General features: G+C 60.0%; 14 protein-coding genes. 7 read left to right on the plus strand and 7 right to left on the minus strand.

Features of this window, described 5'->3' with window-relative positions; all coding sequences use genetic code 11:
• Positions 1–119 precede the first annotated feature (119 nt).
• From MOP44_RS07205 to MOP44_RS07215, 3 genes are all read right to left on the minus strand, one after another.
• Positions 120–329 carry a DUF3185 domain-containing protein gene (locus MOP44_RS07205; protein WP_260795314.1) on the minus strand — a complete coding sequence of 70 codons (210 nt, stop codon included), beginning with the start codon at positions 327–329 and terminating at the stop codon, positions 120–122.
• Positions 330–439: 110 nt separating this feature from the next.
• The gene (locus MOP44_RS07210; protein WP_260795315.1) at positions 440–679 is read right to left on the minus strand and encodes a CsbD family protein; all 240 of its coding nucleotides are present in this window, start codon (positions 677–679) and stop codon (positions 440–442) included.
• Between the two features lie 83 nt (positions 680–762).
• Positions 763–915 (minus strand): lmo0937 family membrane protein, encoded by a 153-nt coding sequence (locus tag MOP44_RS07215; protein ID WP_260795316.1) that lies wholly within the window; start codon positions 913–915, stop codon positions 763–765.
• 251 nt (positions 916–1,166) lie between these two features.
• On the opposite strand from MOP44_RS07215, the gene MOP44_RS07220 reads away from it, so the two are divergent.
• A complete protein-coding gene (locus tag MOP44_RS07220; RefSeq protein WP_390905475.1) occupies positions 1,167–1,316 on the plus strand; it encodes a DUF3309 family protein in 150 nt (49 codons plus the stop codon).
• 88 nt (positions 1,317–1,404) lie between these two features.
• On the opposite strand, the gene MOP44_RS07225 is transcribed toward MOP44_RS07220, so the two are convergent.
• Positions 1,405–1,836, minus strand: coding sequence for a low affinity iron permease family protein (locus tag MOP44_RS07225; protein WP_260795317.1), 432 nt, complete (start codon positions 1,834–1,836; stop codon positions 1,405–1,407).
• Positions 1,837–1,911: 75 nt separating this feature from the next.
• On the opposite strand from MOP44_RS07225, the gene MOP44_RS07230 reads away from it, so the two are divergent.
• Complete coding sequence (locus MOP44_RS07230) at positions 1,912–3,909, plus strand: CRTAC1 family protein (RefSeq protein ID WP_313901054.1); 1,998 nt, start codon at positions 1,912–1,914, stop codon at positions 3,907–3,909.
• 7 nt (positions 3,910–3,916) lie between these two features.
• On the opposite strand, the gene MOP44_RS07235 is transcribed toward MOP44_RS07230, so the two are convergent.
• Together MOP44_RS07235 and MOP44_RS07240 are read right to left on the minus strand one after the other, a co-directional pair.
• The gene (locus tag MOP44_RS07235; RefSeq protein WP_260795318.1) at positions 3,917–4,498 is read right to left on the minus strand and encodes a Pycsar system effector family protein; all 582 of its coding nucleotides are present in this window, start codon (positions 4,496–4,498) and stop codon (positions 3,917–3,919) included.
• A gap of 163 nt (positions 4,499–4,661) precedes the next feature.
• Positions 4,662–5,684 (minus strand): AI-2E family transporter, encoded by a 1,023-nt coding sequence (locus MOP44_RS07240; RefSeq protein ID WP_260795319.1) that lies wholly within the window; start codon positions 5,682–5,684, stop codon positions 4,662–4,664.
• A gap of 124 nt (positions 5,685–5,808) precedes the next feature.
• Here MOP44_RS07240 and MOP44_RS07245 point away from each other — a divergent pair, with 124 nt between their 5' ends.
• Positions 5,809–6,864 carry a PLP-dependent cysteine synthase family protein gene (locus tag MOP44_RS07245; RefSeq protein ID WP_260795320.1) on the plus strand — a complete coding sequence of 352 codons (1,056 nt, stop codon included), beginning with the start codon at positions 5,809–5,811 and terminating at the stop codon, positions 6,862–6,864.
• Positions 6,865–7,343: 479 nt separating this feature from the next.
• On the plus strand, positions 7,344–9,203 hold the full coding sequence (locus tag MOP44_RS07250; protein ID WP_260796624.1) for a CRTAC1 family protein: 1,860 nt from the start codon (positions 7,344–7,346) through the stop codon (positions 9,201–9,203).
• Between the two features lie 114 nt (positions 9,204–9,317).
• Here the strand turns inward: MOP44_RS07250 and MOP44_RS07255 are convergent, their stop codons facing one another.
• Entirely contained in the window at positions 9,318–10,277 is a 960-nt protein-coding gene (locus MOP44_RS07255) for a universal stress protein (RefSeq protein WP_260795321.1), read from the minus strand.
• A 386-nt stretch (positions 10,278–10,663) separates the two neighbouring features.
• Between MOP44_RS07255 and MOP44_RS07260 the strand changes: the two genes are divergently transcribed.
• The 3 genes from MOP44_RS07260 (at position 10,664) to MOP44_RS07270 (ending at position 13,676) form a co-directional block, all read left to right on the plus strand.
• Positions 10,664–11,875, plus strand: coding sequence for a TIGR04053 family radical SAM/SPASM domain-containing protein (locus MOP44_RS07260; RefSeq protein ID WP_260795322.1), 1,212 nt, complete (start codon positions 10,664–10,666; stop codon positions 11,873–11,875).
• A gap of 144 nt (positions 11,876–12,019) precedes the next feature.
• Positions 12,020–13,141, plus strand: coding sequence for a VWA domain-containing protein (locus MOP44_RS07265; protein ID WP_260795323.1), 1,122 nt, complete (start codon positions 12,020–12,022; stop codon positions 13,139–13,141).
• A gap of 88 nt (positions 13,142–13,229) precedes the next feature.
• The gene (locus tag MOP44_RS07270) at positions 13,230–13,676 is read left to right on the plus strand and encodes a YybH family protein (protein WP_260795324.1); all 447 of its coding nucleotides are present in this window, start codon (positions 13,230–13,232) and stop codon (positions 13,674–13,676) included.
• The last annotated feature ends 17 nt before the right edge of the window (positions 13,677–13,693 follow it).

A 13,693-nucleotide genomic window follows, 5' to 3' on the forward strand; every position in this document is an offset into this window, starting at 1 on the left:
AATCGCACGCTTCTTAGGGATTTATCCGGTTTTTCACCCTATTCATGCCGCATTCATCGAATTTAGGCGCACATGCCGCGCCGACCGCATTCGGGCTGGTCTGGGCATGCTGCGGTCCTTTATGCCCTTCTTCCGGCAAACACCAGCACGCCGCCGATCACGAGCGCGCCTATACCCACCAGCGGCGGCAACAGTACCGTATGTTCCTTGGTGCGTTCCACCTGGAGCGGGCCCATGTCCACGGCCTTCTTGTGCGTCGTCCACGAGAAGCCGCCATACGCAAGCGCCAGCACGCCGGCAACCATCAATACGATTCCCAGAGCTTTCATTGTGTCCCTGTTTGTAAGTGGATTTGAAACCTGCGAGGCCCTTGATAATGGGGGCGCGATGCGGAAGAGCAGCTTCCGCACCGCGTTCAGTGTTTCACGGGATGAGTTGTCTACGGACGGTCCGCGTCGTAGTCGCGGTCGGTCACCACGTCCCGGTCGTCGGTCCGGTTGCTGCGGTCTGCGTCGCGGGCTGCGTCCTTCATGTTGCCCCACGCCTTCTCCGCCTTGCCCTTCACCTGCTGCGCGGCGCCGTCGACTTGAGTACCGGTGTCGCCGGTCCACTCGCCAACCTGGCGCTTCGCACGGCCAGCTGCGTCGTCAATCGCGCCCTTCACTTTGTCCTTATCCATTTTTCTTACCTCCGTGGGTATTGCCTTCTATCTTCGAAACGCCTCGCCTGGCCTGCGTTCCGCCTTCCCGCATCGATTCCGACTTAGACTACTGTCCTGCGTCCGGATATCAACTGCAGAATCAGAACCACCACCGCCGCCAACAGCAGCAGGTGAATGAATCCTCCCAGCGTGTAGCTGCTTACCAGGCCCACTAACCAAAGAACCAGGAGGATCACAAAAATTGTCCAGAGCATCTATCTACCTCCCGAGGCCCGCCTTGACGCGCCTCATTTTCGACAACAGTGACATTGGATTCGTGTCTATCTAATTCAGGTTGGTTCGGTGCCTCAGGTTGATTCGGTGTGCGAGCCGTGCGCGCACACTGCGCGAAAAACAGCCCTACTCTCGCGAGACCGCATCCAAATCATTCAGAGATCTACGCTTGCGCCAGCGCGCAAGCTGTAAAGAACTGGGTCAACCGGTTCGCTACAGATAGGAGAGAAAAATGCTCTTGGCGATCATCCTCATCGTGCTGATCCTGGGATTCGGATACGGCGGATACCGCGTGGGACCGGGCTGGGGATACTACGGCGGAGGCGGCATCAGCCTGATCCTCACCATCGTCCTCATTCTGCTTCTGCTCCGGGTCTTTTGATCCGGCAACGCAGATACAACGAGAATCGGCCCGCAGTTATCACTGCTTAACTAACTCCCCACGGGCCGTTTCTCAATTTTCTTTTGAATCAATCCGCAGCAGCTTCCGTCTGATCCGGCTCATGTTGTTTGCGGATCCGCGTGAACTGCTCTTCCAGGACATCAAGGTCCGCGTCGCTCAGCTTCTCGATATTGATCATGTGATTACGCGCATGATCCAAAGCGCGAATCAGCTCATCAAGCTTCAGGTTGATTGCCCGCGCATCGCGGTTCTGCGTGTTCTGGATGAGGAACACCATCAGGAATGTAACGATGGTCGTGCCGGTATTGATGATGAGCTGCCATGTGTCGGAGAAGTGGAACACCGGCCCTGTCATTCCCCACACCACGATGACCCCGCCGGCAGTCACGAAGGCCCACTTGGAGCCCAGCCATGTGGAGGCCTCGCTGCAAAACCGCCCGAAGCGATCCGCATTCAACTTCGCCTCTACTACCTGCACTGTCTTCGGCTTCGCGCCCATGCGCACCTCCGCACTAGTGTTTGATGCGTCCTGCACGTTTCGCCGTTTATTTGACCGTGCGATAAACTGCAAACCGTGATTATCCCCTTGTCTTTTCCGGCGCGAATAGTATTGCGCGCCTCTGTTGTTTCGGTAATTGCAATACTCTTTGCGGTCCCGCGATTGGTGGCGCAGGCGCAACCGGCCGCACCGCAGGCGCCGCCGAAGGCGCAGCCAAGCGCATCGCAGGCGCCGACGCAGCCGGGCCAGTCCGGAATGTCAGCTCCGCAGTCCGGCATCGCCGGCGGCATCGGAGCTCCTGCGCAATACGACGAACAGAAGCGCCCCATCACCGCCGGCGGATTCGCCAAGCCCGGCGAGGCTCCCGTTGTCTTTCAGGACGTCACCAAGGCCGCGGGCCTCTCCACGTGGATTCACAAGATGGGCGTTCCCGAGAAGAAGTTCATCGTCGAGACCAATGGCTCGGGCGTCTGCCTCATCGACTACAACAACGACGGCTGGCTCGATATCTACCTCGTCAACGGCGCGAGCTTTGATTCTCTCGATGGAAAGGAACCCGCACCGCACGCCGCGCTTTTCCGCAACAATCATGACGGCACTTTCACTGACGTATCCAAAGAAGCCGGCGTTCAAAATGATCGCTGGGGTTACGGCTGCTCCGTAGCCGACTACGATAACGACGGATGGCCCGACCTCTACGTCGGCAACTACGGACTGGGTCGGCTCTACCACAACGATCATGACGGCAAGTTCACCGATGTGGCGCCGAAGCTGGGCGTGGCTCTGGACAACTGGCATCCCGGTTCAACCTGGGGCGACTACGACGGCGACGGCCGTCTCGATCTCTACGTCACTGGCTACGTGCATTTCGATCGCGACAATCTGCCCATCGCAGGCACCAAGGCAGTTGGCTATGCGCAGTGCCAATACCGCGGCGCGGCCGTGAACTGCGGCCCACGCGGATTGCAAGGCGAGGGCGACCATCTCTTTCATCAAAACGCTGACGGCACGTTCACTGACGTCACCGCCAAAGCCGGAGTAGAAGACAAGGACCGCTATTACGGTTTCGCCACCATCTTTGTCGACGTCAACAACGATGGCAAGCCTGACCTCGTCGTCGGCAACGACTCAGAGCCGAACTACCTTTACATCAACAAAGGCGATGGTACCTTCGACGATCAGAGCTACGTCTCCGGTTTCGCGCTGAATAAAGACGGCCGCGAGATCGCCTCCATGGGTATTGCCGCCGGCGACTACGAGAACAAGGGCCTGATCAGCTTCTACGTTACGGACTTCGGCGACGACTACAAGGTCCTGTTCCACAACGATGGCGATGCGAGCTTCACGGATGTGAGCTACAAGGTTGGAGTAGCCCAGCCAACTATCCCCTTCGTTGGCTGGGGTGACGGCTTCCTCGATTACGACAACGACGGCTGGCTTGATCTCTTCGAAGTAAACGGCCATGTCTACCCTGAAGTGGACCAGCACGACTGGGGCACCACTTTTGCCGAACGCCCGCTGCTCTTCCACAATATTCCCGATCCCAACGGAAAAGATCGCAAGTTCGAATACATCAAACCGGTCGAAGGAACCGGCCTGGCTGACGTAATTGCCGCCCGCGGCGCGGCGTTTGGCGACCTCTTCAATGACGGCAAGTTCGACGTAATCATCAATCCCATCGACGGCCCGCCGGCCCTTCTCCGCAACGTGAACGCCGACAAGCATCACTGGGTCGAGATGAAGCTGATCGGAAATGGGAAGAGCCCGAAGGACGCCACCACAGCCACCGTTTACTTGAAAGCCAACGGCCTGCGCATGCGTCAGGACGTGCTCTCCTCAGGCAGTTACATCTCCGCCAATGATCCGCGGCCGCACTTCGGCCTCGGCGACGCAACCGACGCCGGGACGGCCGAGATTCATTGGCCCTCCGGCAAAGTGGAATCCATCAAGCTCCCGGCTGTCGACCAGATCTACACCATCGAGGAAGGCGCCGGCATCACCGCCGCCATGTGCAGCGGCAAGCCCTGCCCCGACTTCAAGTCGGTTAAGCCCGAGGTCCCGGCCGCCAAATAGACTGCGGTTAACTCACGTGAGCCAGATAGCTTACTCCGCCGGTCAGAAACAGGATGAGGCTCGCACCTGCGAGCACAAATCCCGCGTTGACCAGCGCATGCTTGCGTAAGACCCGCTTTGAGAGAAGGTAGGCCTGACTACCCACGGCGCGAATGTGAAACTCCTCGTCTACGTGCTCGAGCTGTTCCTGGAAGCGGTCATGGTCAAGCCAGCAGATCGTCTTGAAGAAGAACATCACGTTCGGTGAATAGGCCTTTTCTTCATCGCCTATCTGCTCCCGTTCCTTCCGTAGCACGCTATCCCGTTTGGTTCCCAGGAACACGCGAGACCACAAACACGTCAGTGCACAAATGATCGATCCGGCAAGACACGTGCACATGGCCGCGAGCAGTGTCCACGTGAGGGGAGTGAAGCGCGCCGTTATCGCCGAAATATCCTCAGCTTTCTTGAAAAGGGAAGATGTGAGGAACGCGACCAGGGCTCCATCCATTGTGAGGATGATCTGTGCCTTGGTATCGGCATTCTTGTACCAGTCGATGGCATTCGCCAGGACCATGTTCGAGTAGGCCAACGCGACTGATCGTTCCACAGAACTGCACCTCCTTGCGTGGCGTCGTCGCCAGCCATTTCGGAGTACGCCGGTTCGCTCCTGACAGTATCACGGCGTTGCAGGAGCGATCCAGTTATCAAGTATTGAGGAGACGATCTCGAACCGGTGCAATACGAAGCGTTGGCAATTAACCCAATGGCGCTCATTCAATGGAGCGGGCTTCCGCCTCTGCCGCTTCAAGCCCTTCCGCATGCTCGTCCGCTGCTTTGGGGATTGGATACCGAGAAGCCTCGACCTTGATGTAATAGAGCACCACCGGGGCCAGAATCATCCCGGAGATGCCCATCAGCCGCTCTCCCACCACCAGCCCCACAAGCGTGAGCCACATAGGACTCTTGATCCGGTGCCCGACTATTTTGCTGTTCAGAAAGTATTCCAGCTTGTGAATTACCACTAGAAACACCAGCGCCGTCACGCCCATCCGCGGCGACATCGTAAATCCAACTCCCACAATCACTGTGTTACTCAACAAATTGCCAACCACCGGGAGCAGTCCGCACAAAAACACCAGGCACACCAGCAGCACCGCGTATGGGTACCCGGTTACCGCCAGAAACAGCGCGCTCAAAGCCGTGTTGATGGCCGAAATCACAATCTGAGCGCCCATCACTCGCGCAAAGCAGTCATACAACGTCCTGAACCGCTCGCTCAGCTCGCGCGTTACTGCTTCGTATGCGTTGGTAGGCTGCGGGGCCTGCTCCACTGCCCACAGCGGATTCAGAAACACTCCCAGCGCGACGACGAGGCCGGCCAGCGCCAGGACAGATTGGATGGACGCCAGACCGGCGTAACGTCCCACGATGGCAATGCCTTCCTGCGCCTCTGCCAACGCGGTGCTCTTCAGGCTCGCGTAATCGGTGAAGGGCAGATCGATACCGTTCTTCTCCGCGAACCCCACCATCGCAGGAATGGCTGTGTCCGCAATCTTCGGCAATGTCCTGTACGCCAGGCTCGCGAAATAGATCAAGCCGCCCAATATCACCACCACAGCCACTGCGTATGCGGCTACGCTTACCGCCTTGCTGCGGTTATACGCGCACAGTCTCAGGACCAGGTACCCGAAGAGAAAAGTAAGCAGAAACGTCCCCAGATGCAGGGCCGCCATAAGGATCAGGAAAAGAGCGATCAGTCCGAACGAGATTTGAGTTGTCCTGTTCATCTTCATCGCAGCAGCCTGTCTGAAAGCGTCAGTCGGAGAATGATAAATTGCCCGTGACGAACGTCACAGGTACAAGGTTCTAGAATTGAAAAGGCGCAGCGAAAACCTGGCTGCGCGCACTGGAAACGCAATGCCTTCACACCTCGAAGAGACCGTCACGGATCGGCTCACATCGCTGGGCCGCCTCGTCGGCAACACGCCTCTGCTTAGCATCCATTTCAGCTATCGTGGCCACCCGCGGGTCGTCTACGCCAAGTGCGAGCAGATGAACCTGACCGGCAGCATCAAAGACCGCATGGCCCTGCACATTCTCCGCAAGGCTTATGCCGCCGGAGAACTCCACGCGGGCGACACCATCGCCGAAGCTACCAGCGGCAATACCGGCATCGCCTTCGCCGCTCTTGGCCGCGCGCTCGGCCACCCGGTCACCATCTTCATGCCCGATTGGATGAGCCGCGAGCGCAAGGACCTCATCCGCAGTTACGGCGCCGAAGTGGTTCCTGTGAGCAAGGAGCAGGGCGGCTTCCTCGGCAGTATTCGCATGGCCGAGGAGATGGCCGAGTTGCGTGACGACGTCTTTCTTCCGCAGCAGTTCTCGAATAACGCTAACAGCGAGGCGCACGCCCTCGGCACCGGCCCGGAGATTTGGGCGCAGCTTGAGGCCGCGCGCCTGGTTCCCGATGCTTTTGTCGCCGGTGTCGGCACCGGCGGCACCGTCATGGGCGTCGGGCAATACCTGCGCACCCGCAATCCGAAGATCAGAGTGCACCCTGTCGAACCGGCCGAATCGCCGACCCTCTCTACGGGCTGCAAGGTAGGCAAGCATCGCATCCAGGGAATCTCCGATGAATTCATCCCCGCCCTCATGGATTTCAAATGCCTCGATGAAATCATCGGGATTCCCGATGGTGACTCCATCCTGATGGCGCAGAAACTCGCCTCCGCTCTCGGCCTCGCCGTCGGTATTTCGTCAGGCTGCAACTTCCTTGCCGCGCTCAAAGTGCAGGAGCAGCTCGGCCCGAGCGCTGTCGTCGTCACGGTTTTCCCGGATGACAACCGCAAATACCTCAGCACCGATCTCATGCGTGACGAGCCCGTTCAGGAGAGCTATCTCTCGCCGGAAGTGCAGCTTCTGGGCCTCACCACCGGGCCCCGGGTCTGTGCCTTCTGCGATCGGCCGATGTAAGCTCCACAGGGACTCGCTTGCTGTACTGATAAATGATTTTTCCAATGAACATTGCTGAGTGATGAGCGTCACAGATTGCCTCGCCGGAATGCGAGAAACTTCGATTCGTCAGCAAGGTTCGAGGGATTCGCAAGTCTCCCTCTTGAGCCGGTCGACACGAGCCAGCCGTGGAAAGGGGAAGCCGCTGCTGAACTCGTTACGTGCAGGGATCGCCAGTAGTCGCGCGCTACCGACCTCCAGCGCAGGCTACTGGCCCCCTCTTTTTTATGCCCTGAAACTCCACAACACACTCTCCGCCCTGTCTACCGCCGCTTGCCTTCCTGTGACTCCGCCGGGTGCACTCTGCGCCCTTTCACTGCGCTATGCTTTGATTCATCACGTTTGACTCGGGGATTTAGTTGTCCTGGTATCGTCGTACTCCGTCCAGTGCCCACACGCGCCTCGTGCTTGCGCTGACCATCACGCTCATCGGCCAGCCGATGATACCGGGACAACAACCCGAAACCGCTCCGAAACAAGAGCAGTCCGGCATGGGCGGCATCTCCTCCGCCGGATCTTTCGCCCCCGTCTACGACGCTCAGAAGCGCCCCATCACAGCCGGCGGCTTTGTTGACTCCGGACCAGTTGTGTTTGAGGATGCCAGCAAATCCTCCGGCCTCGCCTCCTGGCAGCACGTCATGGGCACGAAGCAAAAGAAATACATCCTCGAGACCGATGGCTCCGGCGTCGGCCTCGTCGATTACGACAACGACGGCTGGCTCGACATCTATCTCGTCAACGGCTCTACCTACGACGCCCTCAGCGGAAAATCCAAAGCGCCCCACGCCGCGCTGTTCCACAACAACCACGACGGCACATTCACCGACGTCGCCGCCAAAGCCGGTGTGACCAATGACCGCTGGGGCTTCGGCGTGGCCATCGCCGACTACGACAACGACGGGTGGCCTGACATCTTCGTCTGTAACTACGGCGCGAACCGCCTCTACCGCAACAACCACGACGGCACATTCATCGACATGGCGGTGAAAGCCGGCGTCACGCTCGGCAACTGGAGCGACGGCGCGACCTGGGGCGACTACGACGGCGACGGCCGCGTCGATCTTTTTGTCTCGGGCTACGTCCATTACGACCTGGACCGCCAGCCCACCGCTACCGATGGCTCCGTACCCTTCTCGTACTGCCAGCTCCACGGGATCCCGGTCATGTGCGGCCCACGCGGCCTCAAAGGCGAGACCGATCATCTCTTCCACCAGAACGCCGACGGCACGTTCACCGATGTCAGCGTCAAAGCCGGCGTCGCCGATCCCGGAGCCTACTACGGATTCAGCGCAACCTTCGTCGACGTGAACAACGACGGCCGTGTCGACCTGCTTGTCGCCAACGACTCCGAGCCCAACTATCTCTACATCAACAAGGGCGATGGCACGTTCGAAGACCAGAGCTACGTCTCCGGATTCGCGCTGAATAAAGACGGCCGCGAGATCGCCTCGATGGGCCTGGCCGTGGGCGACTACAACAACGACGGCTTCGTCGACATGCTCATCACCGACTTCTCCGACGACTTCAAAGCCCTCTTCCGCAGCGATGGAATGGACAACGGCGCTATCGGATTCTCAGACGTAGGCGACGAGGCGGGCATCACGCAGATGGCCGTCCCCTTCGTAGGTTGGGGCGCGGGCTTTCCTGACTACGACAACGATGGCTGGAAAGACATCATGATGGTGAACGGCCATGTCTATCCGCAGGTGGACGAGCACGATTGGGGCACCACCTTCGCCGAGCGCCCGCTCCTGTTCCGCAACAACGGAAACGGCAAGTTCACCTACATCCCCCCGGTGAAGGGGACGGGCCTCGCCACCGTCACCTCTGGCCGCGGCGCAGCCTTCGGTGATCTCTTCAACAACGGCAAAATCGACGCAGTCATCAACCCCATCGACGGCCCGCCGGTTCTGTTAAAGAATGTCAGCTCGGACAAGCACCACTGGGTTGAGTTCAAGCTTATCGGCAGCGCGAATCCCGCCAACAGCAAACCAAGCCCACGCGATGCCGTCGGCGCTACCGTCTACCTCACGGCCAACGGCCAGCGTCAGCGCGCGGATGTGATGAGCGGCGGCAGTTACATCTCGTCCAACGATTCGCGCCCGCACTTCGGCCTTGGCGACGCAACCGACGCCGGCACGGCCGAAATCCACTGGCCCTCAGGCCAGATCGAAAAGGTGAAGCTCCCCGCTCCCGATCGCATCTACACGATCCGCGAAGGCGCCGGCATTATCTCCGCCCTCTGCGCCGGCAAGCCCTGTAAAGCCGACCATCCCGCACCTGCGAAGCGACGCCCCTGATCATCGGCCCGGCATCCATCGCGGTACGCGGAAACCAAAACAAAAGGCGGATGGCTCTCAAGCCATCCGCCTCGTTCTTTCTGTTCCCCGATCCCTGTTGCCTGTTCCCTGCCTCTAGAACACTCCCGCAAGGAACGTCTCGACCGGCGACACCTTATCGCCCGTCGCGCCCGACGCCGCCAGCACAGCCGGCGACAGCGTCAGCACCGGGCACTGCGAATGCGCCAGCACCTTGTAGACCACGCCGTGCCGCGTGATGGCCGCAAAGGCCGTCGCGCCATGCGCGCCCAGTACGATCAGGTCCGCGTGCTGCGCCCGGCTCTGATACAGCAGCTCCTCTGTAGGATCGCCCGGCACCACGATCGCCTGCACTTCGATCCTCTCCTGAAGCTCATTCGGAACCAGCGCAATCAGATCGCCCTCGATCTGGTCGATGCTGCGTCCGGCCAGCACCTCATGCCGGTCCTGCGGACGGATCACGTGCTGCAGAATCAGCCGCGCCTTGTGCTCTGCCGCCAGGTTGGCAGCGAAAATTGCCGCAATAGCACTTGCCTCGCCCAGGCTCACCGCACACAGAACGGCCTTTGTCTCAAAATTGCGCAGTGCTCCGTCTTCCACCTCCGGGCCGACGATGAATACCGGCACGGTCGACGTCCGCAGCACCGCCTCGGCCACAGATCCTACCAGCAGCTTGCCTATTGGACCCGGCGAGTGCGTACCCATTACGATCCGGTCGATATCCCGCTCGCGTGCATAGGCCAGAATCTGGTCCGCCGCCAGACCCGGACGCACCACGACCTCGCATCGCAGGCCAGCCGCCCGCGCTCGTTCCGCCAGTGGCTCCAGGCGCTGCATCTCGGTTCGCGCCGCCGAAGCGTAGTCGTAATAGCGCACGCCCGACGTCTCCGAAGCGGAGATGACCAGCGTGTCGTAGGCATGAAACAGGATGAGGTCCGCGCCAAACTCCGAGGCTTGCGCCACGGCATATGCAAATGCTTTTTCGTTGGCTGGGATCTCCGAAGCAAAGAGAATGGTCGAGGGCTTGCTCCATCCCGGTTTCAACACGGCTGCCATAACCGCACCTCCCGGCTGCTCGGCTTTCCAAAAGGGTGACACGTTCTCTCGCTTCTGAACAGTGCTAACTGGCACACCTGAAGGTGAGCTATCTCACTCGGGCCCTCACCTGCAGGAAAGTCATGCACTTAAGATTCGCATTGTCGCGAAAATGTTGCTCTGGGGTTCCGTATTTTCCGGTCAGTCACCCTTGTGTTTTGGGCCTGGCAGCGCTCGCTTTGACTGCTAGACGACATTATGTTCCCGTTCCCGATTGCCTGACGTGATCCAAATCACAGATTTTGAATTCTTTCCCTGCTTTCCTTGAATTGGAAACTGTGGCGTATTCCCCGCGACCCCCTCGCTCGGCCTGCCCCTCTTTCCTGTAAGGAGGCCTCATGCAGCCCATGCAACCGATGCATAACATTCCCGCCCGCGGCGGACTGAACTACGACGAAACCCCATTCCTGGCTATCTGGGAGGTCACGCAATCCTGCGACCTGGCCTGCAAGCACTGCCGCGCGGCCGCCCAGCCCATCGCGCACCCTGATCAATTGACGACCGAAGAGGGCAAGCGCGTCATCGACCAGATTGCCGAGATGAATATCCCCATCTTTGTCTTCACCGGCGGCGATCCGCTCAAGCGTCCCGATCTTTACGAACTCATCCGATATTCCGCCGAAAAGGGCGTCAAAGTCGCCGTTACTCCCAGCGCCACCCCCCTGCTGACCCGTGAAGCCATCTTCAAGATGAAGGAAGCCGGCGTGGTCCGCCTGGGCATCTCGCTGGACGGCTCCACTCCTGAAATCCACGACAACTTCCGCGGCCTCCCGGGCGCATGGGCGCGCACCATCCAGGCAGTCGAATGGGCCGGTGAAGCCGGTCTCCCCATCCAGGTACACACCACCATCAGCCGCCACAACGCACACGACCTCGACGGCCTCTGCAATCTCTTTGAGAAGCTCAAGATCGTCATGTGGAACGTCTTCTTCCTCGTTCCCGTGGGCCGTGGCCAGCTGAACGATCTGCTCTCCGGGGACGAGTTTGAAGAGGTCTTCGGCAAGATCTACGAGCTCAGCCATCGCGTCAGCTTCCAGATCAAGACCACGGAAGCCATGCACTACCGCCGCTATCTCTTGCAGCACAACCTGGAAGAGCGCAAGATGGGCCACGGTCATCCTGGCAGCATTCCTCGCCCCACCGAGTACGAGCCCGGCGCACCCACCGCCGACGCGCAGAGCCGCAATCACGGCTGGGCCACCCGTCGCGTGAACGACGGCAAGGGCTTCATGTTCATCTCGCACGTGGGCAATGTCTACCCCTCGGGATTCCTGCCCATCCATGCCGGTAACATTCGCGAAACCCCGCTGGCCGACATCTACCGCAACGCGCCCATTTTCAAGGCGCTGCGCGACACCAGCCGGCTTGAAGGCAAGTGCGGCGCCTGCGAGTACAAGGAGATCTGCGGCGGCAGCCGCGCCCGTTCCTATGCGCTCACCGGTGACCCGCTGGCCCAGGAGCCCTGCTGCATCTACCAGCCGAAGAACTGGCACCCGGAGGCGACCACGGTCGCGGTGAAAGAGCAGTCGGAGTTCGCCAACCCATTTGTGACTATCTGACCTCGCCTATCCTCTTGGAATTTCTGCTTTCATCGAGGAGCCTTCGGGCTCCTCGTTCCTTTTATCCGCCACAGACCCTAACTCACGTCCCGGCTCTTCTGTCGAAGAACTGAGATCGATTCAATTCCACTGGCCCGGTAAACCATGTCGCTCCGTTGGCTCTCAGCCTTACTCCTCATCTCGGCTTTGGGCCACACGCTCGCCGGCCAGGAAGCATCGCCCACAAAGGCCGGTGCCGACGACCCACAACTCAAGTCCAGGCCCGCCCAACGCGCTCCAACCGCCCCAAAGGCCCGGCGCATGCAACTTGACGCGGTTGTTACCGACGCGTGGGGCAAGCCAGTCACCGGGCTGCAGCCGTGGGATTTCAAACTGCTCGACAACGATCACTCCAGCAAAATCCTCTACTTCCGTGCCTTCGACAACCAGGGAGTGAAGGCACAGCCGCCTGTCGAGGTGATCCTGCTCCTCGACGCGCTCAACCTCAACGTGCAGCAGCAGGGCTTTGTTCGTAACGAGCTGACACGCTACCTCCAACAGAACAAGGGACAGTTGGCTCATCCTACGACCCTCATGGTGCTTGGCGACAATGGAGTCGCTGTTCAGCCACAGCCATCACTCGATGGCAACGCGCTCGCCGCCTTGCTGAAGACCGTGAACCCGCACATCACAGCCTTTGCGCCCACCATGGGAATTCAGGGCGCCATCGAGCGCTTCAACCGCTCGGTGCAGCAGATGCGCTTGATCGCCGAGAACGAAACCCATAAGCCCGGTCGCAAGCTGCTCATCTGGATCAGCGCCGGCTGGCCGCTGCTCGAAAGGGAGCAGAACTTCCTTCCCGCCGAGAGCAACAACAAGAAGTATTTCGAAGACATCGTGGAGCTCTCCGGTTGGCTTCGCGAAGCCCGCATGGTGGTGTACAGCGCTGCTCCCATTGACCCTTCCATGGGCGCTGCCGCGCGGGCGCCTCTGCTCTACCAAGATTTCGTGAAGCCGGTCTCGGATGCCAGGCAGGCGCAGAGCGGCAACCTGGGCCTGCGGGTGCTCGCTCTCCACACCGGGGGCCAGATACTCGGGCCCTCCAACGACGTCGCCGGCCAGATCAACCAGTGCATTGCCGATGCGGACAGCTTCTATCAGCTCACCTTTGAGCCCGCGCCCGCCGAACACGCCGACGAATACCATTCGCTGAAGCTCAGCGTCGTTCAGCCCGGCCTGACCGTAAGAACGGATACGGGCTATTACGATCAACCCAATCCGCAATAACCGCACCACTTCTCTCTCGTTCGTGACTAACTTGCGCTCAGGGCGCGGCAGGCGCATCATGCAGGCGCACCCGGTTGGAGGTGACGCCATGATCCAAACCACGATCGCGGTCGGTCACGATCTCGAATCCGCCCCGGGCTACAGAGATGTCCTGCGTGTTGCGGCGGAAGAAGCCGCGGCCATCGAGTCGGGAGACGCGAACCGGTACATCGCCCTGCTCGCGCCCGATGCCGTCTTTCTGCCGCAGAACGAGATGATGAAGGCCGGCGAGGAACTACACACCTGGATTCGCACCTTCCTTGAAAGCACGCTGGTCCACTACCTTGATTTCCGCCATCTTGAAACCGAAGTTCGCGACGACGTGGCCTATCACGCCTACGTCTGCCGCTGGTCAGTATCGCCCCATGCCGGCGGCCCCGCGGAAGAGCGCTGCGTAAAAGGGCTCCAGATCCTCCGCCGCCAGGCTGACGGCAAATGGAAGATCTCCGTCAGCATCGCGAACGACAATCCGGCACCGCCTGGCCGCTGCGGCTAAACAGAAATCGCCCACCC

The sequence above is a fragment of the Occallatibacter riparius genome, from assembly GCF_025264625.1.
GTDB classification, from domain to species: Bacteria; Acidobacteriota; Terriglobia; order Terriglobales; family Acidobacteriaceae; genus Telmatobacter; species Telmatobacter riparius.

Excerpts from the sequence above, each read along its gene's own strand:
- MOP44_RS07205 (WP_260795314.1), bottom strand. The coding sequence starts at position 329 with ATGAAAGCTCTGGGAATCGTATTGATGGTTGCCGGCGTGCTGGCGCTT.
- MOP44_RS07210 (WP_260795315.1), bottom strand. The coding sequence starts at position 679 with ATGGATAAGGACAAAGTGAAGGGCGCGATTGACGACGCAGCTGGCCGT.
- MOP44_RS07215 (WP_260795316.1), bottom strand. The coding sequence starts at position 915 with ATGCTCTGGACAATTTTTGTGATCCTCCTGGTTCTTTGGTTAGTGGGC.
- MOP44_RS07220 (WP_390905475.1), top strand. The coding sequence starts at position 1,167 with ATGCTCTTGGCGATCATCCTCATCGTGCTGATCCTGGGATTCGGATAC.
- MOP44_RS07225 (WP_260795317.1), bottom strand. The coding sequence starts at position 1,836 with ATGGGCGCGAAGCCGAAGACAGTGCAGGTAGTAGAGGCGAAGTTGAAT.
- MOP44_RS07240 (WP_260795319.1), bottom strand. The coding sequence starts at position 5,684 with ATGAAGATGAACAGGACAACTCAAATCTCGTTCGGACTGATCGCTCTT.
- MOP44_RS07245 (WP_260795320.1), top strand. The coding sequence starts at position 5,809 with ATGCCTTCACACCTCGAAGAGACCGTCACGGATCGGCTCACATCGCTG.
- MOP44_RS07250 (WP_260796624.1), top strand. The coding sequence starts at position 7,344 with ATGATACCGGGACAACAACCCGAAACCGCTCCGAAACAAGAGCAGTCC.
- MOP44_RS07255 (WP_260795321.1), bottom strand. The coding sequence starts at position 10,277 with ATGGCAGCCGTGTTGAAACCGGGATGGAGCAAGCCCTCGACCATTCTC.
- MOP44_RS07260 (WP_260795322.1), top strand. The coding sequence starts at position 10,664 with ATGCAACCGATGCATAACATTCCCGCCCGCGGCGGACTGAACTACGAC.
- MOP44_RS07265 (WP_260795323.1), top strand. The coding sequence starts at position 12,020 with ATGTCGCTCCGTTGGCTCTCAGCCTTACTCCTCATCTCGGCTTTGGGC.
- MOP44_RS07270 (WP_260795324.1), top strand. The coding sequence starts at position 13,230 with ATGATCCAAACCACGATCGCGGTCGGTCACGATCTCGAATCCGCCCCG.